Source organism: Candidatus Poriferisodalis sp. (assembly GCF_965208895.1).
In the GTDB taxonomy this organism is placed as follows: Bacteria; Actinomycetota; Acidimicrobiia; order Acidimicrobiales; family Poriferisodalaceae; genus Poriferisodalis.
Genome location: NZ_OZ242363.1, coordinates 3,425,070 through 3,450,599, shown reverse-complemented (window position 1 = coordinate 3,450,599; position 25,530 = coordinate 3,425,070). Strand labels below are relative to the sequence as shown.

Below are 25,530 nucleotides of genomic sequence, written 5' to 3'. Positions count from 1 at the left end.
CTACGCCGCCGCGGCGCGGGCGCGTCCAGTTCCGCTTCGGCAAACGCTCGCGCAATCGCCGATGCTGCGTGTCGCAGACACCGGTGTTTGTTCGTTTAGTGTTCGGTGATCGGGACGGGATCGCGGTTCGGTCCGGTCCGATGCCACACAGCAAACGCCAAAGGACGGTGGTCATGGTGGCAGGAGCGATTGATCGGGGCCGGGGCAGCTATTCGGGTTCTGACGGGGATGGTCGTCGGGCGGTGCCGCGCAGGTCGAGGGCTTGGCGGCGTTGGGCGGCGGCTGGGGTGGTTGCGGTGTTGGCGGCTGGGCTGGTGGTGCCGGTGTCGGCGGGTCCGGCGTGGGCGCAGATTCCCCCTCCGGCGGTGGATTACGACGTCGATGATGACGGGCTGATCGAGGTGTCGAGCTTGGCGCAGTTGAACGCGATCCGGTGGGATCTCGACGGCGACGGCACCGCTGATGTGTATCCGCCCGACAAGAACGGCATAACCGGCCATGATCCCGACGGCGCCACCAAGCTCGCGGCGGCATTCCCTGATGCGGCCGCGGCGATGGGCTGCCCGTCTGACGGGTGTTCGGGCTATGAGCTCGTCGCCGACTTGGACTTCGACACCAACGCGAACGGCCAAGCTGACTCGGGCGACGCATATTGGAACGCCGGCAAGGGCTGGTTCCCGCTGATGGGCGGCGAGGCGGTCCGCGGCTATTGGGCCTCGGACCGTTTCAAGGACCATGTGGGGACCAGCTATTTTGGGGACAGGCCGAATCCGCGTGCCCGCATGTTCACCGCGGTCTTTGAGGGCAACGGCCGCACGATCGCGAACCTGTTCATCGACGACCTTGATCGTCGGTATGTGGGGCTGTTTGGCTACGTCGGCCCGGGGGCGCATGTGCGCAATGTGGGGCTGTCGGCCCCCAACCCTGACAGCAGGGTGCGAGGCAACCAGCGTGTGGGGGCGCTGGCAGGCGTGGTGGAGCGGGCACGTGTCAGCGGCGCCTGGTCCGATGTCGACGTGACCGGCGCCGGGACCAATGTCGGGGGCTTGGTCGGTTCGAACTGGCGTTACGGCTTCGTGGTCGAGAGCTACGCCACCGGCGACGTGTCGGGCGAGAAGCTGGTGGGCGGCCTGATCGGGATGCTGAACTGGTCGGGGGTTGCTGCGAGCTATGCCACCGGCGACGTGACCACTTGGAATGGTGCTGCGGGGGGCTTGGCGGGCTATTGGGTCGACGGGCGGATCAGGGCGACCTATGCCACCGGGTCGGTGACGCTGAACGGCGCCCTGCGGAAGTCCAACGGGCTCGTGCGGTCGCGCGGCGGCGGCCTGGTCGGATTGGCCTCCCTTTGCGGCAGGCAACCTTGGCCGCGGATGCGCGCGAATTACTCCGTGGGCCGCGTGTCGGGGCCGCAGGGCGGGCGATATGAAGGACTGACCGGCGGATGCGCCGGTACCCCCCTTCGGGCTGTCGCCGCGAGCTACTGGGACACTGACACCTCCGGCGCCACCCACAGCCCCGCCGACGTGGGCGCGGGATACACGACGGCGCAGCTGCAAGCGCCGACGGGCTATGCGGGCATCTACGCGGACTGGAACGTCGATGTGGGTGCTGACGGCGATTTCGGCGGCCCCGGTGATGATCCGTGGGATTTCGGCACGTCGTCGCAGTACCCGGTGCTGAAGTACTGCGCGGACAAGCCGGGGGTCGACACTGCCGACGGTGAGCCGTACTGTCCGCTGGACCCGGTGCGGCAGCGGTCGGGGACGGTCCTGATCGAGGTCGTGCCCGACGCCGACGACGCCGACGACGCGGAAACGCCCGAGCCGGCGGTGTCGGTGACTGCGGCGTCGGGCGGAACTGAGGGCTCTGATGCGGTGTTCATGCTGTCGGCTGTGCCGGCGCCTCAGGCTGATCTTGATGTGATTATCGAGGTGACCGCGTCGGGCGATTTCGGCGCTGCGCCTGGATCGCGGACGGTCACGATCGGCACCGGCGGTTCTGCGACGGTGACGGTGCCCACGGTCGATGACAGCGTCGACGAGGCGGACGGGTCGGTCACGGTGAGCGTGCAGCCCGCCGCCGGGTACACGGTGGGCGCTGTGTCGTCGTTGAGCGCGGATGTCGTCGACGACGACGAACCGACCGGGTCCCTCGACGACAGCAGCGACGGCGACAGCGAGGTTGACGCGGCGCCGCAGGGTTCCACGGTCGATGCCGGTGTGGTGGCGAAGGTGGAGTATCTGGCGTCGCAGGTTCATCACGGCTCGGCGCATGTGAATCGTTGGCAGCGGGTGCTGGTCGCGTTCGGGGCGCTCGACGCTGCGGGCGTTGCGGGCGGCGCGATGACTGTTGTGCAGGCTCAGTACATGGCCGACACGCACAGCAGCCCGGTGTGGGACGAGGTGGTGGCCGAGCTGACCGCGCTCGAAGCCGCGGAGGCGGCGCAGGACGCCCCGACATCGCAGGACGCTCCGTCACCGGGTGACACTTCCACGCCGCAGGACGCCCCGGTGACCCAGGACGCTCCGGTGCCCGACGGCGACGCGGTGCCGGCAGTGGTCCCCGAGGTGAGCATCGTGGCGGGCAGCGATGTGACTGAGAGCGGCGACGCGGTGTTCACGCTGACCGCTGACCCGGCGCCGACGATCGCTGTCGATGTGAGCGTGACGGTTTCCGCAGTGGGCGAGTGGGGCGCGGCTGGGGGCACCCAGACGGTGACGTTCGCGGCGGACGCTGCGTCGGCGACGCTCACCATCCCCACCGTCGATGACGGCACAGACGAGGCTGACGGGTCGGTGTCGGTCGCGTTGGACGCGCCCGCCGCGGATGCGGGCTACACGGTTTCCGCCGCGCAGGGCACTGCGTCGGTGCGGGTGTCCGATGATGATGTGGATCCGTTGACGGTGTACATGATCTTCTTTGCGACCTCGATCGACGAGAACGGTGCCGGCTATGACAATCAGGCACAGTTCGCCATTGCCCCCACGCGTGCGTTGCGGTCGTGGGAGACGCTGACGGTGCCGTTGAGCGTGACCGGCGGCGATGAGGGCACGCATTGGACGATGCGCGACCGCAACGATCCCGATGCGGTGTTCGCGAACGAGTTCGAGGTGACGTTCGGGCCCGGCGACGACGGTGTTGTGCTGGCCCCGGGTGATCAGCGTGTCGAGTTGGTGTTGACCGCTGTGGCCGACAGCGACTGGGTCGATCAGGCGATCACTGTGTCCTATGGGACCGGCAGCCGGGCGCCGACGCTGAACGGCAGCACCGAAGGGGTGACGTTGGGGATCTCGTGGGGCCCCGACGGCGTCGAGCGCGCTGACGGCTCGACCACGGTGGTGATCGTCGACAGCGACGACCCGCCGCCGCAAGTGAGCATCACCGCAGCGGCGGGCGGCACCGAAGGAACCGCTGCGACGTTCACGATCACCGCGTCCGCGCCGGTCGCGGCCGACCTCGACGTCGACGTGACGGTCAGCGCAATCGGCGACTGGCGCGCCACGACAGGCACCCAGACCGTGACGATCCCCCAAGGCGCCGCCGTAGCGAACCTCACCGTCGCGACCGCCGACGACAGCACCGACGAGCCCGACGGGACGATCACCGCGACGCTCGCTGCAGGCAGCGGCTATGTGATCGGCCAGCAGCCGACGCAGACCGCGCACATCACCGACGACGACGACCCGCCCCCCGAACCCGCCGTCGCGGCCTGCACCGGCAAGCCGAGGGTGTCCGTCGCCGACGCCGCAGCGCAGCGAGGCGACGATCTGGAGTTCGTGATCAGCCTCAGCTGCCGCTCCAGCGGCGCGGTGACCGTCTACTACTTCGTCGCCTACGGTGCCGACTTCGACAGCGTCCGTACCGTCGACATCGCCAGCGGCGACACCGACGCGACCGTCAACGTTCCCACCACCGGCGTCAACACATCGATCACGTTCCACGTCGTGTACACCATCGGCGCCGCAAACTACTCAGCCACAGCCACATCCACCATCACCGGCTGACACCGCATCGCTCCCGGGGTGCTCGACCGCGCGGGGCGGTGCCGCGCCACAGCCCGGCGGCCGAGCTTCATCCCGATCGCGACGTGGCGATGAGGGGGAACCGTTCGTCGTCGGCGGGATACTCACCGGCAACAGCGACCGTGTCGCCGTCGGAGACGATCGGATCACAGCCCGCATGTGGATACCAGACAGCGTCGTCGCCCAGCCATCGGGTGGACAGCGCCACCCGCCGGTGGTCGCCGGCATTGCCCGGCGAGCCGTGAATGATCCACGAGGAAAAGAACAGCCCATCGCCGGGCTCGACGTCGAACCCCACAATGTCGTAGGCGTCGCGGTCGGCTTCGACATCGGGCATCTTCTCGCCGTCGAAATCGGCCATGAAGCCCTCGTTTCCGTCGAAGGATTCGGGCGCGTAGTAGGCGTCCCAGCTGTGCGAACCGCGCACGAACTCAAGCGAGCTCTCCGCCACCGTCACCGGAGTCATCGCCACCCACGCCGAGCAGATCTGCTTGCCCAGGAAGGGCCAGTAGGGAATGTCCTGATGCCACGGTGTGGGATTGTCAGTGTGCGGCTCCTTGATGAGCAGGTGATCGAAGTAGAACCGGGGCGCCGAGCGGCCCTATCAGGCGATCGTGTCGTCCGCGGCCACTGCCCGCCGGAGCCCAGCGATGCGTGCGGGACTGTGGGTGCGCTCCTGGCGGACGCCGAACGCGTGGTGCGCAGGGACCAGATCGCCGAAGGCGCTCACGACGTTGACATTGTCTGCACCCATCAGACCCGGATGCTCGACGCCGCACGCATCGGCAAGGCGGAAGAGCTCCTTGCGCAGCCCGATGACGTAGTTGGCGAGGCGCACGCTCTTGAGGGTCGGATCGAGACCCCGTACGAGCCACTTGTTCTGAGTCGCCACGCCGGTGGGGCAGTGATCGGTGTGACAGCGCTGGGCTTGAATGCAGCCGATCGCCATCATCGGCTCACGGGCCACGCCGATCATGTCGACGCCGATGTTGAACGCAAGCGCCGCCGGCGCAGGAAACCCGAGCTTGGCCGAGCCGATCATCACGATGTCGTCGGTGAGGCCCGCCTCGCCGAACGCGCTGTGCACGACGCCGAAGGCCCGCCAGAACGGCAGTGCCACGTGGTCGGTGAACACCAGCGGTCCCGCGCCGGTGCCGCCTTCTGCGCCGTCGACGGTGACGAAGTCTGGCCCTCGGCGGGTCTCAGCCATGTGCTGCGCGAGCTCGGTCCAGAATGATTCTTGGCCCACGGCCGATTTGATGCCCACCGGCAGGCCGGTAACGGCGGCCACCTCTTCCACGAAGCTCACGAGCCCGGGAACCGAGTCGAAGGCCGAATGGCGGCTCGGGCTCGCCACGTCCTTGCCGACGGGGACGCCTCGCGCCTCGGCGATCTCGGGGCTCACCTTTGCCGCGGGCAGCAGCCCGCCGACGCCCGGCTTCGCTCCCTGGGACAGCTTGATCTCGATGGCCTTCACGGGTGCCCCCTCGACCGTTTCCGCCAGGCGGTCCATCGAGAAGGTGCCGTCGGGGTTGCGGCATCCGAAATAGCCGGTGCCCACCTGATAGATCAGGTCGCCGCCATGTCGGTGGTACTTCGAAATGCCGCCTTCGCCGGTGTTGTGAGTGCAGCCGGCCAGCTTCGCCCCGCGATTGAGCGCCTCGATGGCGGTGCCCGACAGCGATCCGAAGCTCATGGCGGAGACGTTCACGATCGACGCCGGACGGTACGCACGGGGGCGATCCCGCCACGCACCCATGACCTTGCCGCACGGCAGCGGGGCATCGGGCGGCACGGCCCGCCCGAGTGGGAATGGGCTGTGGCGGAACGTGATGTGGCCTGGCTTGTCGATCTCGTCGTCGGTGCCGAAGCCGAAGTACGTGTTCTGCTGCTTGGCGGTCGAATACACCCAGCGGCGCTGATCGCGGTGGAAGGGCCGCTCCTCTTCGTTGTGGGCGACGATGTACTGGCGCAGCTCAGGACCGATTTTCTCCAGAAGGAATCGCAGATGGCCGATCACGGGATAGGTGCGCAGGATCGAGTGGCGCTTCTGGATGCTGTCGTGGATGAACACGAACACCAGAAATGCCCCGACGATGATCAACCCCCACAGCCACCACGGCACGTTCGCGAACCTACCGCGGGCCGGTGCAATGCCGCAGCCGCGGACAAGTGACCGGTCATGAACGACTCCGTGCGCCTGCGGATGAGGTGTCGCGTCGCTGGTCTGCAGCACCGTGCGCGACACCGCGTCAGTGCATCCCCAAGACCGCTCACGGGACCCATCGGGCCCAGCCGGCAGGGGCGACCGACGGCCTCGGCGTCGGCACGCGTCAGACAGCACCATCGGGCCCAGTCGGGAGGGGCTACCTATGCTGGCCCGATGGCATCGGTGCGCCACGGCAATATGCCCCCACAGGCCCCGCCGGCAGGAACTCCGGCGCTTGCGCCCGAGGTGCTCACGCTGATGCCAGCCGCCCACGAGGCGCCCCGCTGCTCGGCCTACGCGTCTGTGCTCGGCACTGACCCCGGTGGCACCGCCATCGCCGCTGACGCCGTAGCGCTGGTGGAAGTGCCGCTGCCGTGGTCGAAGCCCGTCTTTGCTAGCGGTCTGCTCGAGGGCTTCAGGCCGATGATGGAGCTGAAGGTGGGATTCGCACGGGTGCTCGCCGTGGTGCCACCAGATGAGCGTGGTCGAACCGGCAGGATCCCGGTGGTGCTGCACTGGCGCGTCGGCGCCGACACGCAATCGGCGTACTTCGAGGCTGACAGAGCGGAAGGATTGCACCGGCTGTTCGCCCACCTCGAGCATCAGTCGCCCGCAGATCCGGTACCGGCGGGGTCAGGGTTTGCTTCGGTCGGATTCGCAGAGAACGAGTGTGCCGTGCTCATCTGCACCCAAGGCAGCCACGACGTGTGCTGTGGCAGCGAGGGCACACGCCTCGCGGCCGACTTCGAGGCGGTGATGCGCGCGTACCGGGCTGCAGACGTCAACGAGCCATATGCCGGTGCGCCGACAGCGAGCGGTCGAGTCACCGTGTATCGCGTCAGCCACACCGGAGGCCACCGCTTCGCTCCGACTGCCATGACGCTGCCCGACGGCCGGATGTGGGCCGGCATCGAAGCCGGCGAAATCGCCACGATCTTGGATCAGACGGCCAATGCGGCGGCAATGGCGCCGCGCTGCCGGGGATGGTGGGGGGCGCCGACCGGGCCGGCACAGGTCGCCGAACGCGCGGTGTTCGCACAGGTCGGCTGGCCGCTCGAAAGCCTCGCACGCAAGGTGAGCGTTCGGCCGTCCGAAGCGGGCTGGGACGTCGAGGTTGTGGCGACCGAGGCGGGCCGGGCATGGACGGTGGCGGTGGCGGAAGGACGAACCGTGCCGACGATCAGCTGCCGTGCTCTCGGCGGACTTCCGGCGAAGCCCGCCAGCGAATTCGACGTCGTCGAAATCCGGGAGCGCTAGCGCAGTTCATCGTCACCGGCGGGGCGGGGCGGCCGTCAAGACACGCATCGACCGAGCGATCTAGCCTTGCCGCGTCGCGCTGCACATCGCGGAGCAAGGACGGAGCGAAGACGATGACATCACCGCTGGAGGGCATCCGCGTCGTTGAGTTCGCCAATTTCGCCGCGGCGCCGTCTGCTGCTGCGATCATGGCCGACCTCGGGGCCGAAGTCATCAAGGTCGAGGCCATCGGAGGCGATCCGATTCGCGGGCTGATGAAGCAGGCGAAGCTGCCAGAAGATGCGCACAACCCCGACGTGGCATTCCAGTTCATCAACCGGGGCAAGCAGTCGATCCAGCTCAACCTGGAGGACCCCGACGGCTCGGCCATCGCCCAGCGGCTGGTCGCAGCTTCCGATGTCGTGGTGATGAATCTGCTCCCCGAGCGTCGTGAACGCTTCGGTCTGAGCACCGACGAGCTGCTGGCGCTGAAGCCTGACCTGGTGATCGGCGTGCTGTCGGGCTACGGCGAAGTGGGCGACGAGATCGACCGGCCCGGTTACGACGTCACCGCGTTCTTCTCCCGCTCTGGGCTGTACGGGGCATCCACCCCGCCCGGCGGGCTGCCTCCTCATGCCCGACCAGGCCAAGGCGATCACACCACGAGCCTGGCCTTCTTCGGCGCGATCATGGCGGGGCTGCGGGCACGAGACGTCACGGGCGAAGGCCAAGTCGTGGAGTCGTCACTGTTGCGCACGGCAGCATGGACGATTGCCATCGACCTGTCGACCTCGCTGGTCGACGGACGCCCCAACACCGAACGCCCCCGCGACCGGGGGCTCTCCCCGATGCTCGAGGCGTTCGAATGCGCTGACGGCCGGTGGATCCATTTCACCATGCCCGATACGGGCAACGCGTGGGAGCGATTCTGCAAGGCCATCGAACGCCAGGACTTGCTGGAGAATCCCGACTACGAGACCGGCCGACAGCGATTCCGGGCGATGGGCGCCCTCGTGGCCGACATTGAGGACACGTTGAAGTCGAAGCCGTCTGATTACTGGATGCCCCGGCTGGATGAGCACCGGTGCATCTGGGCGCCGATCAACGACACCGCGTCGGCAGTGCAAGACCCGCAGGTGCGTGCAACCGGCGCGTTCGAGACCATTGATCATCCCGAAGCCGGGGAATTCGAGACCATCGCGGCGCCGTTCCGCATGCACAACTCCCCCGATGTGGGCGTGCGAGGTCCCGCACCTCGTGCCGGCGAACACACGGCCGCAGTGTTGTCGGACCTGCTCGGTCTCGACGCAGACGAGATCGCCGACCTGACCGAACGCGGGGTCGTCGCCGGCGACTGAGCAGATACCGGCGTCGTGTCGACGCCGATCAGACGTCAAGCCGGCTGATGATGTCCGCTGCGATGTCCCCCGGTAAGCGGCCTGCGGTGCGGACTTGCTCGAACTGCGCGTAACCGGCTGCCCTGTCGTCCAAGAGGCGTGCCACAGCGGCAGCCGGATCCTCGCCTGCGAGCAGCGGCCGGACCGGGCCGTCGACGTCAGCCCGCAATCTGCGGATGATCTCGTCAGCATCTGCGACGAGGCAGAACACCCGGCCCGTGGCGGTCAGCACATCGGCATTCACCGGATCGAGCAGCATCCCGCCGCCGGTAGCGATCACCTGGTGCTGGCCTGCGGCTGCTTCGACTGCCACTTCCCGCTCAAGGGCCCGGAACGCGTCCTCGCCGTGTTCCGCAAAGATCGCCTCGATCGGCCCGTGACGGGCCACGATCACGTCGTCGGTGTCCACGAATGTCCAGCCAAGCTCGTGCGCGACGAGCTTCCCCACGGTCGTCTTGCCCGAGCCCATGAAGCCCGTGAGCACGACATTGCGGACAGAGGCTCGCGTCACGGGTTCACGCTAGGGACGGTCGGCCCCGAGGCGGTGACGCCCGGATGGCCAAAGCGAATAACGCGACGACATCGGCCGACGCGTCGGCGGGCTGCTCGCGACGCTGAAGATTCCGGCCGCGGCGTAAACGAGAATCGCAGCAGCGCCGTCGCCGCCTCTAGGACGCGACGGCTTCGGCGCCGGGGCCTTGGGGCGGCAGTCCGATGGGGAAGGCATCGCGGATCGCGGCGTCCACGGCAGGGCTGATGTGTGACGGCCAGTGGTTCGCCAAGGTGGCCGTCACGTGGTCGTGGGCCACGTCATGTGCGGGCCGGCTGCCCGCCTCGGTCCAGTCCTCGGGAGTATCCCGGTTGGACACCAGCGGGTACAGGTATTCGGTTTCCATGAGCTCGAGCGTCTGCGGCGAGCCCAAGAAGTGACCCGGACCTGCAATGACCTCGGCGATGAGCTCGGCCGACAGGGTGTCGGCATTCACCTCGATGCCTCGCACGGTGCGGTTGATGGCACCCAGCATGTCGTTGTCGATCACCAGTGCTTCATGCGAGCACGCCAGCAGGCTCGCCAGCATTCCGGCCGACTCGTAGACGATGTTCGCTCCCGCGTGCCCGGCCAGCCCCACGTTCAGGCCCTTCTCGTAACCGGCCTGGGCATCGTTCACCTTGGAGTCGGTCATGCCTGCCGCTACGCCGGTGGGCAGTCCGAGCCAATGGCCAATCTCTGCGGCGGCGGCGTTGAGGATGCCTTCCTCGCCTGATCCCCCGCTCATGGCTCCGGTGCGCAGGTCCGACACGAACGGCCACAAGCCCAGCAGGCACGGGTGCCCAGGCGACAGCAGGTTCACCACGGTCAATCCGCCGAGGCACTCCGCCACCGCCTGCGCGAGCGCGCCTGCGAGCGCTGCGGGCGCGGTAGCACCCGCTTGGAGGGCCGACAGCAGATTGATCGGCATGCCCGTGCGCACCTGTGCGACTAAGCACCTCGCCGAGTCGTAAGCGAAACGCAGCGGTGGCACGACGAAGGTGTTGTTGGCTGCGATGAACGGGCGCTTCGCGAACTCGCCCTCGCCGCCAAGCACCAGGTCGAACATCTCGACCGACTCGTACACCCACTCTGGCTCGAACCACGAGGATCCGCCCGGCTTGGTGGTGCTGCACATCACGGCGTATGCCGTGGTCATGTCGAGATCACGGGTTTCGACCATGTCGCGGGCCACCACCGTGCGCACGTAGAAGTGCAGGTTGTCGAGCGTGTCGACCAGGCGGCCGCAGTCGTACACGTCCTGTGCCAGCGAGTCGCGGAACGTGCCGGTGACGTGGTCGTACATCATCACCGCCGCGCCGGAGGTGCCGAAGTAGACGTGCTCGCCGCCCACCTGCACCGACTGGTGGTCGTCGAAGCCGTGCCACGTCCACTCCTTGGCAGCGGTCTCGATGGCACGCTCGACGACGCCGCGAGGCAGGCGGAGGCGACCGTTGTCGTCCACCCACCCGCCGACTGGCGTTGCTGCTTCGATGAACTCGTCGAGCGGGTCGCCCATGCCCACGTCGGAGAGCAGCCCGAGCGCCGTGTCGTACACCTGCTGCATGTCGCTCTCGGTGAGCGGTTTGAAGCGGCCCGCAGGCAGGCCTGGGCGGACCGGTCGCCGGTCACGTTCGGGGACCGCTTCGCGGACGGCAATACGGCCAGCTCGGCCGCCGCCGCGACGTCGCCTGGGCGCCTCAGCAGTCTCGGGGGACGGTGCAGCGGTGTCAGACATGAGCACCTCGGTTGGCAATCTCTGTGGTGGGCGGCGGTGTGCGCTGGGGATTTGAGGTTCAGGGGCTGAGATGCGGGTGCGCAGCCATGAGTCGTTCAGGCGCGCAGCGCTGCATTGCGTGGGTCGTAGACGGCTTCGGCGAGCACGGTGGCGGTGCGGCGCTCGCCGAGCAGGTCCAGCTCGAAGGTGCTGCCGGGGGCCTCGAATTGAGGATCGACGTACACGAACGCCAGGCTGCGACCCACGGTGTGGCCCCAGGCGCCGCTCGTGCCGATGCCCATGGGCTCGTTGCTGCCGGGGGCGAAGGCCGGTTCGTTGCCGCGCACGTCGTTGTCGGTGGTGTCCACCTCGCAGTACACGAGCACCATCGAGAGCGGTTCGCCGCGCTCCTCAGACTCTCGGCGGGCCAGCGCGGCGTCGCGGCCGATGAAGGGGCGGTTGTAGTCCACGAAGCGCCCTAAGCGGGCTTCGACCGGCGTGATTTCCGTCGTGAGCTCGCTGCCCCAGGCCTTGTACGCCTTCTCGATGCGCATGACGTTCATGGCGTAGCTGCCGAAGTGCACCAGGCCGTGCGGCTCGCCGGCTTCTGCGACCCCGTCATACACCCGGGCCAACTCAGACATCGGGCAGTGCAGCTCCCAGCCCAGCTCGCCCACGTAGGAGACCCGCAGCGCGATCACGGGCACACCCGCCACCGTGATCTCCTGTGCAGTCAGCCAGCTGAACGCGTCATTGCCCAGATCGGCGTCTGTCAGCGGCGACAGCACGTCGCGTGCACGCGGCCCGGTCACGCCCAAGATGGCAGTGGTGTCGGTGGCGTCGCGCACCTCGACCTGCTCACCGGGCGCGATGTGGTCACAAAGCCAGTCCAAGTCGTGGCTCTGGCCCATGACCGCAGAGGCCAGCCAGAACCGGTCCTGCGCGAGGCGCGCAATGGTCATCTCGCACTCGATGCCGCCGAGGGTGGTCAGCATGTGCGTTAGGCGGATGCCGCCGTCGCGGCCGGGCAGCCGGTTGGCAGACAGCCGGTCCAGCAGGGCGCCAGCGTCAGCGCCGGTGACCTCAAATTTGGCGAATGCGCTGAGATCGGCCACGCCGACCCGCTCGCGCACGCCCCGCACCTCGGCGCCAACCACGTCATGAGCATTGGAACGACGAAATGAATGAGCCTCCGGGCTGCCGTCAGGCGAGAAGTACTGCGGGCGTTCCCACCCGTAGATCTCCTGCCATTGCGCGCCCATCGCGTCGAAGCGGCCCCACAACGGCGTGGTCTTGACCGGTCTGCCTGCCGCGCGCTGCTCCCCCGGCAGCCGCACTTGGTACATCTCGTGGTACTCGTCGATGGCCTTGTCGAAAGCGAACTGCGACTTCGGGCCCGTGTGGTCACCGAACCGGCGGGGATCCATGCCGCGCACGTTGATCTCGGTCTGGCCGTGGACCATCCACTGCGCCAGGTACTTCCCCGCTCCAGGGCCTTGGGTGATGCCGATGGAGGCCCCGTTGCAATGCCAGTAGTTGCGCACGCCCGGCGCCGGCCCCATGAGATAGCCCGAATCGGGAGTGTGGGTGATCGGCCCCGACACCACCTGCTTGATGCCGGCCTCGGACAGCACGCCGATGCGCTGCTGCGCGAAGTCGAGACACTCCTCGAGGACGTCGAGATCCTGCCCGGGCAGGTGGAAGTGCAGGTCCCAGTCGATGCCGTCGATGCCGTAGGACCGGGCGCCAGACATCTCATAGGGCCCGATGAGCAGCCCGTCGATCTCCTGGCGGTAGTAGCAGGAGGCCCGCGGGTCGCGCACCACCGGCAATTCGAAATCGAGCGCCTCGACAGCGGGCACCGTCTCGGTCACCAGGTACTGGTGGATGACCGACACGATCGGCACGTCGAGCCCGATCATGGCACCGAGCTGCGGGGCGTAGTGCCCTGCGGCGTTCACGACATGCTCGCAGTGGATGGAGTCCTGCTCGTCGTCGCCGTGCGATCCGTTGCGGCGCCGCCCCGGTTCGGCGCCGCCCCGCACGATGGTCACGTCCCAGCTGCCGTCGGCACGTTGGGACATGCCCGTCACCAGCGTGTGACGCATGATGCGGCATCCGAGATCGCGCGCACCCTTCGCCATGGTGTTGGTGCAGCTCGACGGGTCGGTCCAGCCGTCGTGGGGTGTGTAGAAGCCGAGCCGGACATCGTCGAGATCGGTCAGCAGCGGGTGCCGCTCGGCGATCTCGTCAGGCCCGATGAGGTACGACTCCACGCCGATCTGAGTGAGCATGGCGTGGACGTACCGGTGCCAGTTGACCTCTTCGGGCGTCCGGGCCAGCCGGATCGCACCGCAGCCATGCCATCCGGCCGACAGCCCGGTCTCAGCCTCGATGCGGGGGTAGAGCGCAATGGCCTCCTGGTGGACCTTGGCCATATTGAGGTCGCCGATGAAGTTCGGGATGAGGCCCGCCGCGTGCCAGGTGGAGCCCGAGGTCAGCTCCCCTTTCTCGACCAGGATCGTGTCGGTCCAGCCCTCGTGCGCGAGGGCATACAGCAAGCCGGCGCCCATAGCCCCGCCGCCGACAATCACACAGCGCGCTTGTTCAGGCATGCTCAGCGATGCCGAGCCTGTTCAGCCATAGACAGGTCCCCATTTGTCCAGACCAGACGCGAGCCGAACCCCCCGGTTCGGACCCCGTGGCATGCCGATGTGATGCGCGCAAATTACCACCTCACCGCGCACCACTGCGCGCATCTTCGTCAGGCAGGTTCAGAAGGCGAGTGATACTCCAACAACGAGGACTGACCACGCATGGCAACAATCCTCAGGTTGCGCTCATTGCCGTGGGCATCAACAAGGTTGAGTACGTCGTCGCCCACGGTGAAGCGAACCGGCTGTTGTTGGCCGCCGTTGACAGCGACGTTGGTCGTATAGAGGGATGTTCGATCAAGGTTGTCGAGAATCGGGTTGAGACGGCCTTCGATCCCCGGCAGGTATCCGGTCTGATCTTCGAAGACGACCGAGCCGCCGTCGATGAGCGGCGTCAACTCGACACCCAGCTCACCCTCTGCGGGAACCCAGCCCGTCGAGACATGGGCGCTCACGCTCGGGCCGGCGACAAACACCGTCATCGGCAGGTCCGCAGTGTGCAGGTCCAAGCGGGCGACACCTCTGGCGTCGGTCGTCGCGGCGCGCCGTGTGCCGTTGGGAAAAAGCGCCAAGACATGTGCAGCGACGACCGGGTCACCCGCACAACCGACGAGGACAGCGGTCTCAGTGTCGAATCGCTCGAGTGCTGATGGAAACTCCCCGAGCGGCACTACGTCGACACCGAGCCGTGACTGTGCCTCATCGCCGCCGAAGACGATCATTTGGGCCGTGATGCCTGGAACCGTTTGTGCGACACGCTCCAGCGGTCGGAACCAATCCTGGGCGACGGTTGCCCCCGACTTGACCTCAATGGCGCTGATGCCGCGACCCGTCTCATAGAGCAGGTCACACTCCAGGCCGCCCGACTCTCGGTAGAAGCTGAGCCGGGGATGATGTCCGCGGTTGTAGCCGTACTTGAGGGCTTCAGCAACGACGATGTTCTCGACGAGCTGGCCACGCAGGGGATGCGTCGCCACCTGACTGGCATCTCGAATTCCCAGCAGGTGGCTGGCGAGGCCGACATCGTAGAAATAGATCTTCGGCGATTTCACGAGCCGCTTTCGAATGTTGGCGAAGTGGGGCTCGAGGCGGAACGCGATGTAACTCCGCTCCAGAACGGTGAGCCAGTGCCGCACGGTCGTGTGTGTCACTCCGAGGTCTCCCCCGAGCGATGACAGGTTCACGAGCTGCCCGATCCGTCCCGCGCACAACGCTGCGAACTGACGGAACGTCGAGAGATCGCCGACGCCGCCCATCCGGCGTACATCCCGCTCGACGTAGGTATCGAAGTAGTCGGCCAGCACCTGTCGGGGCTCGAGACCCTGGTCGATGATGCGCGGGTAGAAACCGCTGTACACGAGTTCGTCGAGCGAATCGTTGCCGCCCGCCCGGCGACGCTCCTCGAAGGAGAACGGCAGCAGGCGCAGCTGCGCTATCCGGCCGGCCAGAGATTCGCTGACGGCCTCGTTGAGTTTGAAATTCTCGCTGCCGGTGAGCACGTACTGGCCGTTCGCCCCGCTGGCATCCGCCAGCTCTTTGAGATACGAGAACAGAGACGGCACATGCTGGACCTCGTCGATCACGGCAGGCCTGCCAAGTTCGCGGAGAAACCCTCGCGGATCGCGCTCGGCCCGTCCACGGACATCCAGCGCATCCAAGCTGATGTACTTGACCTCCGAAGGATCGAACACCGATTGACAAAGCGTCGTCTTGCCGGATTGACGCGGCCCGGTCACCGACACGAACGGGAACTGCCCGAACAGGCGCAGCAGACGATCAGCGATTTCTCGGCGAATCATGGCTGCATGCTACCTGCAATATAGTGCAATCTGAAAGTAGAACTTTCAGATTGCACTAACGCCGCCACTGGAAATCTGGTTCGTGCTGCCGATCACCTGGTGATGAACGGGGCTGGCGGCTACGGGGCTGTGACGGACGGTTCGCCGGTGACGGGGTCTGCGGCTGCGAGTTCAGCCTGGGCGTCGCGCAGCAGTTCTGCGCAGGTTGCGAATCGTTCGTCGGCGGGATCAACGCCGTCATCGAGCAGACGCTGGAGGGTGACATCGACGCAGATGACAGCTGCGGCGGTGAGCAGCCTGGCGAGCCGTTCGGTCTTTCCCAACGTGGCTTGCGGCAGAGCGGCCGGGTATGTGCCGCCGATGCGCCAGCTCGACACGTCGTCGTAGGGTTCGCGGCTCGGACGCATCGTGTTGGCCTGCAGCGGAGCGAGCGCATCCTCGAGCGCCGACGGCAGCGGCGCTGCTTGCTGCACCAGCCGCGCGACGCTGTGAGTGCGTTCCGACTCGGCGCCGTTGGCGGCGCACCAGGTCTTGAGCGCGGTCTCGATCGTCATCGACGCATCCGCGCACAAACCGCGCAGCCGCAGCTCCCTGACCCATGCGACAACATCCTCGACGCCGGCGACGGTCCGTGCCTCGTTCTTGCGCTGTCCGCAGGCCACGGTCATTTCTCCCAGCGCTTGGCGCACAGCAGCGAGCCGTTCCACGGCTTCGTCAAGGTTGCTGTCGGGCATGCCGATCTCCTTGCCCCACCTGATTGCTCCCGGCAGCGGTACCCGCTCGAAAAGCGTCTGCTGCTCGCCGGCGATGCTCGCCTCGAACGACGAGCTCACCTTGGCGGTGCGCAGTCGCCATTCGGGCCAGTCGGTGACATGCACTTCGACCGGCACGCCTGCCGCAGCGCCACACTTCGCTTCCAGCCTCCACCGGCGCGGATACCGCTCGGCGTAGTCGATGTCGTCGAACACAGCCATCAGGTCGATGTCGCTGCCCGCGCGTGCGGTGCCTGCAGCCACCGACCCGAACAGCAGCACAGCCGAGGCGCCTTCCTCGGCCAGCACGTCCGCAGCGGCCTGAGCGTGCTCGATCGTCGGGACCACCGGCGCGTCGTCGCGCACAGCCATCACCACAGGGTAACTCGCACGGCCCCGCGCCTGGAACAGCAGTGCATAATGCTCGAAGGCCCGCCGAAGCGGGCCTTCGCCCAGCCACCGGAAGCGACTGGGGGGATATGCCGGAAAGATGCACCACTCCTGTGACACTGACTATCACGCGAACGCAGGAACAGAGCTGAGCGCCGACATTCCTGCAATTTGAAGCCTGGACTTTCAAATTGCGCGGCTAGCTCTGCAGTCACACGCGGATGCGTTGGTTGGTGAGGTCGCAGAAGCTGCGGCTGAGAGAGCAACGGCGATGCGTCGGTGGACGACCTCGGTGTCGAACGATCCGGCGCCGGGCCAGCACTTGGCGACGAACTACGGTGCCGACGGTGACTGAGCAGGAGTTGGCGGCGCTGCTGCGGCGCGGGGACTTCGGTGCGCTGTTCCGCAGGATGGGGTGGGGCAACCCCGGGGCGATCGAGACCGTGCAGGTGGACGGCAGCGACCTGAGGCCGGTGCCGGTCGCTGACAAGCGGGGCGTGACCGCCTGGCTTGTGGAGTGCCCCGCTGGGATGCCGGAGCGTTCGGAGCAGCATCGCGTCGTGCGGCGGCTCAAGCGGTTCAGCCGCGACCAGCTCGTCGTGTTCGCGTCACCGGGTGAGCACCTGTGGCTGTGGCCCGAGCAGCGACCCAGCGGTGTCGGGCATCGCCTTGTGGACTACGGGTACGACCCCACGGCACCTACCAAGGCGCTGCTGCAGCGGCTCGTTCAAGCGAGTTTCAGCCTCGACGAGGAGGACGGGCTGACCGCCACGTCGGTGCTCGCCCGGATCCGGCGTTCGTTCAACGCAGACAAGGTGACCAAGTCGTTCTACCGGGAATTCCAGAAGCACCACAAGAACTTCGCTGCGACGGTGCAGGGAATCGATGTGGATGAGCACCGCCGGTGGTACGCGTCGGTCCTGCTGAACCGGATCATGTTCATCTATTTCATCCAGCACAAGAGGTTCCTTGACCGCGATCGGGGCTATCTGCGCAACCGTCTGGCGATGGTGCGGCAGCACTGCGGCGCCGACCAGTTCTTCGCGTTCTACAAGCAGTTCCTCGTGCCGCTCTTCCATGTAGGTCTCGGAAGCCCGCGGGGCTCACGTTCAGGCATTGACCCCGGGATCGAACGCATCATCGGTGATGTGCCCTACGTCAACGGCGGGATCTTCGAGCCTCACGAACTCGAGCAGACCTACGACATCGATATCGCCGACGAGGCGTTCGAGTCATTGTTCGACTTCCTCGGCAAGTGGCGCTGGCACTTGGACGAATCCCCCACCGGCGCGACGAACGAGATCAACCCGGACATCCTCGGGTTCATCTTCGAGCAGTACATCAACTTCACCGACGCAGGCCAGAAGGAGAACGGGGCGTACTACACCAAGCCGGACGTGACCGGCTACATGGCAACATCGACGATCCTGCCCGCGGTCGCTGACCGTCTTGTCGCCGCCGGGCTGGACAGCCCGGCGCTGCTGCTGGCCGGCTCCGGCAGCTCCTATCTCCATAGCAGCAACGCTCACGGCATAGAATTGCCAACCTCCGGACGGACGGACGGACGGACGGACGGACGGACGGACGGACGGACGGACGGACGGACGGACGGACGGACGGACGGACGGACGGACGGACGGACGGACGGACGGACGGACGGACGGACGGACGGACGGACGGCACGCGGCGAAGGCGACCTGCCACCTGTCGGGGATGCGTGGCCGTGGCAGTGGCACAGCGGCGACCCGGCCGAGTACGTGGAGTTGCCGCCCCCGGGCGAGCACCTTGCGTTGCCCGGCGAACGCTGGTGCGATGTGGTGCATCGGCGGGAGCGCTACCGGCGCCAAGCCGACATGCTGTCCGACCCGTCGCGGACGTGGACCGTCGATGACGCGATCACCGAGAATCTTGACCTCCCGGAGCTGCTGCGCGACTACCTGAGCCAGCTGCCGAACGCTGCCGAGTGCGACACCGCGTTCGAGGTGCTGCGCTCGCTGACCGTCTGCGATCCGACGGTGGGCTCCGGGGCGTTCCTGTTCGCAGCGCTCGACGTGCTCGAACCGCTGTACAGCGAAGTGCTGGCACGAGCCGTCGAACTCGAAGCTCGCAATGAACCAGTGCCGTCGTTCCTCGCCGAGGCCCGAACGCATCCCAGCAGCCGGTACTGGCTGCTGAAGACGATCTGCCTACGCAACTTGTTCGGCGTCGACCTGATGCGCGACGCGCCGGAGATCGCCAAGCTCCGGCTGTTCTTGAAGCTCGCCGCCCAGATCGACGACGTGGAGCACCTCGAACCGCTGCCCGACCTGGATTTCAACATCAAGTGCGGCAATCTGCTCGTGGGCATCGCCGACGCCGAGGACGCCAAGGGGCGCCTGTTCAGCCACAGGCTCGACCAAGTGACCCAGCTCGAGCAGGTCGAGGGCACGGCTCAGCACATCGCCGACGCCTTCGACGCCTACATCGCTGCGGAGACCGACGACACCGGCCAGCTCGACCACTCGGACGCGAAACAACAACTCCAAGCGCAGCTCCGAGCCGCCCGCAGCCTGGCCGACACACTGCTGCACGACATGCGAGACGAAGACGGCGACCTCGACGACTGGGTGAGTTCGCACCAGCCGTTCCACTGGTTCGTGGAGTTCCCCAGCGTGTGGCGCCAAGGCGGTTTCGACGTCATCACCGGCAACCCGCCGTATATCAAGACGTCGAAGGTCACGAGCTACCGCTGGCTCGGGTACGCGACCCAGAAGTGCCCCGACCTCTACGCCGTCTGCATGGAGCGAGCAGCCACCCTGCTCAACGCAAGAGGCCGCTTCGCCATGATCGTCATGCACAACCTTGGCTTTCGAGCGGGGTTTGCGAATCTCAGATTCTTCCTGCAACAATTCTTGGCCTGTGTTTGGGCTTCGGCATTCGCGAAGCGCCCGGATTTGCTCTTTGCGGGCTCCGCTGATGTTCGCAACATCATCCTGGTGGGGTCGCGGCGCGGAGACGAACGGTTTGCCATCACCAAGTGCAATCGGTGGCTCTCAGAGGCACGCGACCGACTCTTCGACTCGCTTGAGTACGGGCAGCCAGATTCGAGTCTCTTCGCTCGCGGGAGCGACGCACAATGGCCGTTGGCCGACCCACGTGTCATGGCTCGTGCCTTCACCGCGTTGAGGGAACGCCGACCTGTTGGTGACGTCTTGCATTCCTCATCGCCTTACCCGCTGTACTTCAAGAAGGTGGCTCAGTACTTCCTCAGTGCGTATGTCGATCGGCCACCGATAGTCGACAAGAGCGGCAGAGAAACGTGCTCACCGCATGACGGTGTGCTCTATTTCCGAGATGAGCACCAACGAGACATCGCACTCGTGACGCTGGCGGGACGCTGGGCCTATCTCTGGTGGATGATGTACGGGGACGAGTTCAATGTCACCCGGACCACGCTTGCAGCGTTTCCGGGTGACATTGAAGGACTTGCGCGCGACGCCGTTGATGCGGGCAACCCTGCCCCGGGTGACATGGAACTCGAGAGCCTACTGAGCTTGTCAAGATCGCTTCAAAGCGAGATGCCCAGGCACTTGGCATGGCAATTGAATGCCGGAATCAGGGTCAGCCGGTACAACATGGCGAAGCTCCGGCACATCACCGACCGGGCGGACTGGCTGCTGGCGCAGGCATGGGGCATCGAGGACGCGTTCGACGCTGCGGGGAATCTGCGCGACCGCATGGTGTTCGGCAACAAGGAATAGCAGCGTGCCGAAGATCGTTGACAACATCGCTCTGGATGCCGAGAGCGAATTGCTGGACTCTCTGTCGTCGTCGTACCAGTTGGACACGGCGATCGGTTACTTCAACCTGCGTGGCTGGGGGTTGTTGGCCGATGCGGTGGATGCGCTGCCGAAGCGGGCTGACGGTCCGAAGGCGCGGATTCTTGTCGGCATGCACGAAGCGCCGGCCGATGAGATGGCGCGGTTGGCGCGTCTTGAGCGGGCCGCTCCAATGGACAATGAGGGCGCTGCTCGCCTGAGGAACGAGACGGTCGGCGAGTACCGAGAGCAGTTGCAGGTCGGTTTGCCGACGTATGGCGACGAGACAGCATTGCGGACTCTGCTGCACCAGATCGAATCGGGCGCCGTCAAGGTCAAGGTGCACTTGGCTCATCGGCTGCACGCCAAGCTGTATCTCTGTCATCGCGGCGACACCGCGGCGCCTCGCGTGGCCTACGTCGGATCGTCGAACTTGACCAGCTCGGGGCTGCGAGATCAGGGCGAGCTGAACGTGGACGTGGTGGATGGCGATGCCACCGAGAAGCTCGCTCGTTGGTTCGATGATCGCTGGAACGATCCTCTCAGCGCTGACGCAGCACCTCAACTCGCGGAGATTCTGAAGGAGTCGTGGGTCTCGGAGGAGCCGCTCGACCCGTACTTGGTCTATCTGAAGATGGCGTACCACCTCTCGCAGGAGGCACGCGAAGGGCTTGTGGAGTACGGCTTGCCGGCGTCGATGCAGAACGAGCTTCTGGACTTCCAGGCGGCCGCGGTGAAGATCGCCGCTCGGATCGTGATGGGCAAGGGCGGGGCGATGATCGGCGATGTGGTCGGGCTCGGTAAGACGCTTGTGGGCACCGCGATCGCCCGGCTGCTCCAAGAGGAGCAGGGCTTCGAGACCTTGGTGATCTGCCCGAAGAACCTGACCGAGATGTGGGAGTCGTACCTGCATCGCTATGAGGTGCGCGGCAAGGTGGAGTCGCTGTCGATGGTTCACAGGAACCTGCCCGACGCCCGCCGCTACCGGCTGGTCATCATCGACGAGGCGCACAACCTGCGCAGCGACAAGCGGCGGGACCATCGGGCCATCAAGGACTACATCGCCGACAACGACTCGCGGACGTTGCTGCTGACGGCGACCCCCTACAACAAGCAGCTCGGCGATCTCGCGTCGCAGCTGTCGCTGTTCATCCGACCTGACGCCGATCTGGGCGTGCGGCCCGAGCGGGCGATCGCCGAGACCGGCGAAGGCGACTTCTCGTATCTGTGCAACGGTCAGACGTCGTCGCTGGCAGCGTTCGCACGGTCGGAGCACCTGGAGGACTGGCAGGCGCTCATGTCGCAGTACATGGTGCGCCGCACGCGCCGCTTCGTGGAGGACAACTACGCGCTCACCGATGAGCAAGGCCGGCGCTACCTGGAGTTCGGCACGGGCAAGCCGTTCTATTTCCCCGAGCGGATACCTCTGCCGGTCGACTGGGACCTCACCCCCGACGACCCAGCGCACGAGATGACCTCGGATCGCACTCTCGACGCGATCCGCGACCTGCGGCTGCCCCGCTACCAGCTCGGCTACTACATCGACGACGACTTCGCGCCCGGCGACAAGACCGAGCGGCAGCTGGTCGAAGACCTCGAGAACTCAGTGCAGGGCAACCTGGCGGGCTTCACGAGGATCACGATGTTCAAGCGGCTGTCGTCGTCGGGGCCGGCGTTCGTGGCGACCCTTCGCCGTCACCGGCTGCGCAACCTGGTGGCGGCATATGCGCTCGAGAACGGCTTTCCGATGCCGGTCGGCTCGGTGGACAACGCGCTGTGGGCAGCCGAGACCGACCAGGAACCCGAGGACACCGGCGAAGACGACGACAGCGACGGCGCTGCGCTGTTCGGCGCTGACGCCGGCACTGCGGCAAGTGCGTACGACAAGCTGCGCGCCAAGAGCCCCAAAGCGATCCGCTGGGCGCCGCCGCACATGTTCAGCGCCGATCTTGTCAACGAGCTGCGCGCCGATGCGGACATCATCAGCGGCCTGCTGGACCGCTTCGGAGACTGGGACGCAGATCGCGACGGCAAGATCGCAGCGCTGATGGACGCGGTCACCGCGCAGCACCCCGACGCCAAAGTGCTGATCTTCACCGAGGCTGCCGACACTGCCCGCTATGTGTCGGCAGAGCTGGGGCGGCGCGGGGTCCGCGATGCAGGGCTCGTTACCGGCGACACCGACGATCCCACCGCCGTCGCGCAGCGATTCTCGCCGGTGTCCAACGGCTTCGGCCGCGACGGCGAGCCGGTGCGCGACGAGCTGCGAGTGCTGGTGTCGACCGATGTGCTGTCGGAAGGCCAGAACCTCCAGGACGCCCACATCGTGGTCAACTACGACCTGCCGTGGGCGATCGTCAAGCTGGTGCAGCGCGCCGGACGAGTCGATCGCATCGGGCAGCGCTCCGCTGAGGTGCTGGTGGTGTCGCTCATGCCCGACGCCTCGGTGGAGAAAGAGATCGAACTGCGCGGGCGCGTGCTGCGCCGACTCGGCGAGAACGCCCAGCTGCTCGGCTCCGATGAGGCCTTCTTCGGCCACCACTCCGAACGGCAGATGATCTCCGGAGTCTTCGACGAATCGTCAGGCTTCGGGCTCGGTGCCGGCGTCGACGATGTGGACCCCGTGTCGATGGCATACGAGATCTGGCGCCACGCAGAGAGCGCCGACCCTGACCTGGCAGCGAGAGTGGCGGCGCTGCCCAATGCGGTGTACGCGACCAAGGCGCTCGACGACAGCCCGGCCGATGCAGTGCCCGGCGTGGTGATCCACACACAGACACACGCCGGCGCCGACGCATTCGCGTTCATTGAGGCCGACCGCAGCAGCCGGCGGGTCACCCCCCAAGAAGCGCTTCGGCTCGCTGAGTCGGCGCCGTCCACGCCGTCGGTGCCACGCCTCGACGGCCACCACGACCTCGTTGCCGAGGCGCTGCGAGGCGCGCTGCGTACCCCCACAGGCCGCACGAGCGGCGCCCTGCAAGGCGTGCGCGGAAAAGTGTGGAACCGCTTCGACGGCCAGCTCGACAATTTCGCCGACACCCTGTGGGTCACCAAAGCCGACCTCGAAGCCGCACTCGACGCGATCAACGCACGCCCGCTCTACGAGTCGGCAACCCAGCGACTTGCCCGCGCCCTGCGAGAACGCAGCGACGACGACCTCGCCGCCCTCATCGTCGACCTCCACAAAGACGACCGGCTCTGCGTACCCCCCGTCCCCCAAGGCGACCACGCCGAACCCAGCATCGTCTGCAGCATGGGCCGCCAGCCGATCACCTGGGCGCTGAACGCGGCTGGCGGCTACGAGGCTGTGACGGACAGTTCAAGCGGCGAGTGATACTGGCGCTTCGCATCTGCGCGTGGAGTAGCTCAGTGAGGGAACGCCGTGCGGTGCGCGACGTTCAGGTGGCGGAGCGTCGCTTGGCGATGCTGTTGTCGATCTGGGCAGCCGCAGCAAGCACTGAGTCGTCAGTGAGCGGTGTCGGCTGGTAATCGGTGCCGCCGGCCAATCCGGCGCGGTAGGTCTCGTCGGCCAGCAGCAGGTCGACTCGTGATTTCAGTGTCGTCGGGTGCGACGGACGGCGGTAGTGCTCGTGGTAGGCGGCGACTGCGCTGTCGACGTCGGAGAGGCCGGCGGCGAAGCCGGTGCACAGGTCTGCAAGGTCGCGTGGTTTGGCTCGGGTCATGATGGCGGCGATTTTGGACGCCAAGATGTCGGTGGGCGACGCGCACGGGATCAGTGTCGTCTGGCCTCGGTACCAGTCAGTGTCGACGGTGAGACTGCCGCGAGACGACCGGTTCCTGAATGCTCGTCTTGCTGCTTCGAGTGTCGGGTTGAAATCCACCTTCAGGTCCACAGCGCGTCCGTCGACCTCAGAAGCCGCAATCGACGGATAGCCCCAGAAGCTGTATCGAGCGTCCGACAATCCGGCATGACGCATGATCTGTTTCACCCGGCGCATCACGAACGGCAGATGCCGCGGTTTCGTGCACAAGAAATCCAGGTCTTCGGAGTAACGCAGGGGCGTGTTGTGCCAGATCTTGTGCAGACAGGTTCCGCCGTGCAGCACGAGACGTCGCCGCAGACGCTTGTCGTTCGCGATTTCCACGATCAGCCGACTGAGAACCAAGTCTTGGACCACATGCTCAGGTTCGTCCCACGGTGCTGTGGCACGCCAGTCTTCGATGATGGCGTCCCATCGGGGGGAGACGTTCATGCGTCGGGGTCCAGTGGTGTCCCGCAGGTGACACCCCATCGGTCCTGTTTGCGGCCGTGATCGGGTGTCGTGTCTCGCAGAGCGACTGGAGCGTCGAGCGGTCGGCGACGCACACGCTGTCGCAGCGGTCCCAGACGGAGCCTGTGCTGCGGGTCTCTGAGCCGCTGCAGCATCGACCCTGCACGTCGAGCGACGGACGCTTCGTAGTGGTCCGATACGGCCGCGAACTCGACAGGATGCAGCAGCCGCCAGAACAGCATCTTGCGGGCGATCGTCGCGACGTGATCCATGCCGCCGCAACGGTCGGGCCGTTCCACCATGTCCAGCAACGCGGTCTCCGCGGTCGCTGCCCGCAGCGTGCGTCGTTCGGAACGCCCAGGCGCGCCGTCAGTAGGCCACGGCAGGCACAGAACTCGCAACAGCGACGCAGGGCGTCCATGCTCTGGGTCGATCCGGTGGAACGACACAGCCAGATCGGCAGGTCCGTCGGCTTCCCTCAGCCCAAGCCGGCACATTTCGTCGGTCTCGACAAGGACCCGCTGCCTCATCACTCCATGATGCGACGCCCCTCGCCGCTCAGCCGCCGCCGCATAGCTCAGGTAATAGCCGACCCCGAGATGAATCATCATGTCATGCAGATACTCAGCGAGCACTGGGACACGCCGTTCGTGCCCACGCTGCAGCGTCGGAACCCAGCCACCGTCGCAGACTCGCACCACTCGGGACGCATCCTCAAGTTCGGCGAGCAAACACTCAGCGTTGAAGCGAGCCATGTCGAACCGTTCCGCTGCCTGCGCGGATGTCACGAACG

General features: G+C 66.5%; 13 protein-coding genes and 1 pseudogene. 5 read left to right on the top strand and 9 right to left on the bottom strand.

Translation table 11 applies throughout. From position 1 onward, the window contains the following. Window positions 1-173 precede the first annotated feature (173 nt). Window positions 174-4,007 (top strand): hypothetical protein, encoded by a 3,834-nt coding sequence (locus ACOGJB_RS15455; RefSeq protein WP_419837984.1) that lies wholly within the window; start codon window positions 174-176, stop codon window positions 4,005-4,007. 67 nt (window positions 4,008-4,074) lie between these two features. Here ACOGJB_RS15455 and ACOGJB_RS15450 read toward each other — a convergent pair. Together ACOGJB_RS15450 and ACOGJB_RS15445 are read right to left on the bottom strand one after the other, a co-directional pair. Then, window positions 4,075-4,596, bottom strand: a pseudogene (locus tag ACOGJB_RS15450) (phytanoyl-CoA dioxygenase family protein); the annotation flags it as partial. 33 nt (window positions 4,597-4,629) lie between these two features. Further along, the gene (locus ACOGJB_RS15445; protein ID WP_419837983.1) at window positions 4,630-6,150 is read right to left on the bottom strand and encodes an FMN-binding glutamate synthase family protein; all 1,521 of its coding nucleotides are present in this window, start codon (window positions 6,148-6,150) and stop codon (window positions 4,630-4,632) included. A gap of 258 nt (window positions 6,151-6,408) precedes the next feature. Between ACOGJB_RS15445 and ACOGJB_RS15440 the strand changes: the two genes are divergently transcribed. Together ACOGJB_RS15440 and ACOGJB_RS15435 are read left to right on the top strand one after the other, a co-directional pair. Beyond that, entirely contained in the window at window positions 6,409-7,491 is a 1,083-nt protein-coding gene (locus ACOGJB_RS15440) for a sucrase ferredoxin (RefSeq protein ID WP_419837982.1), read from the top strand. 113 nt (window positions 7,492-7,604) lie between these two features. Continuing rightward, window positions 7,605-8,828: a CaiB/BaiF CoA transferase family protein gene (locus tag ACOGJB_RS15435; protein WP_419837981.1), complete on the top strand. Its 1,224-nt coding sequence runs from the start codon at window positions 7,605-7,607 to the stop codon at window positions 8,826-8,828. A gap of 28 nt (window positions 8,829-8,856) precedes the next feature. Here ACOGJB_RS15435 and ACOGJB_RS15430 read toward each other — a convergent pair whose 3' ends face one another. The 5 genes from ACOGJB_RS15430 to ACOGJB_RS15410 form a co-directional block, all read right to left on the bottom strand. Further along, window positions 8,857-9,378, bottom strand: a complete 522-nt coding sequence (locus ACOGJB_RS15430) for a shikimate kinase (protein ID WP_419837980.1) — start codon at window positions 9,376-9,378, stop codon at window positions 8,857-8,859. 157 nt (window positions 9,379-9,535) lie between these two features. Then, complete coding sequence (locus ACOGJB_RS15425; protein WP_419837979.1) at window positions 9,536-11,134, bottom strand: trimethylamine methyltransferase family protein; 1,599 nt, start codon at window positions 11,132-11,134, stop codon at window positions 9,536-9,538. A gap of 95 nt (window positions 11,135-11,229) precedes the next feature. After that, on the bottom strand, window positions 11,230-13,728 hold the full coding sequence (locus ACOGJB_RS15420; protein ID WP_419837978.1) for a GcvT family protein: 2,499 nt from the start codon (window positions 13,726-13,728) through the stop codon (window positions 11,230-11,232). 149 nt (window positions 13,729-13,877) lie between these two features. Further along, entirely contained in the window at window positions 13,878-15,566 is a 1,689-nt protein-coding gene (locus ACOGJB_RS15415; protein WP_419837977.1) for an ATP-binding protein, read from the bottom strand. 119 nt (window positions 15,567-15,685) lie between these two features. Further along, window positions 15,686-16,690, bottom strand: a complete 1,005-nt coding sequence (locus ACOGJB_RS15410; RefSeq protein WP_419837976.1) for a nucleotidyltransferase domain-containing protein — start codon at window positions 16,688-16,690, stop codon at window positions 15,686-15,688. Between the two features lie 365 nt (window positions 16,691-17,055). On the opposite strand from ACOGJB_RS15410, the gene ACOGJB_RS15405 reads away from it, so the two are divergent. Then, the gene (locus tag ACOGJB_RS15405; RefSeq protein ID WP_419837975.1) at window positions 17,056-20,448 is read left to right on the top strand and encodes an Eco57I restriction-modification methylase domain-containing protein; all 3,393 of its coding nucleotides are present in this window, start codon (window positions 17,056-17,058) and stop codon (window positions 20,446-20,448) included. A 4-nt stretch (window positions 20,449-20,452) separates the two neighbouring features. After that, window positions 20,453-23,839 (top strand): helicase-related protein, encoded by a 3,387-nt coding sequence (locus ACOGJB_RS15400; protein WP_419837974.1) that lies wholly within the window; start codon window positions 20,453-20,455, stop codon window positions 23,837-23,839. A 64-nt stretch (window positions 23,840-23,903) separates the two neighbouring features. On the opposite strand, the gene ACOGJB_RS15395 is transcribed toward ACOGJB_RS15400, so the two are convergent. Further along, window positions 23,904-24,719, bottom strand: coding sequence for a nucleotidyl transferase AbiEii/AbiGii toxin family protein (locus ACOGJB_RS15395; protein ID WP_419837973.1), 816 nt, complete (start codon window positions 24,717-24,719; stop codon window positions 23,904-23,906). After that, entirely contained in the window at window positions 24,716-25,525 is an 810-nt protein-coding gene (locus tag ACOGJB_RS15390; protein WP_419837972.1) for a type IV toxin-antitoxin system AbiEi family antitoxin, read from the bottom strand. The genes ACOGJB_RS15395 and ACOGJB_RS15390 overlap by 4 nt, the downstream gene beginning before the upstream one ends. Window positions 25,526-25,530: the final 5 nt, after the last annotated feature.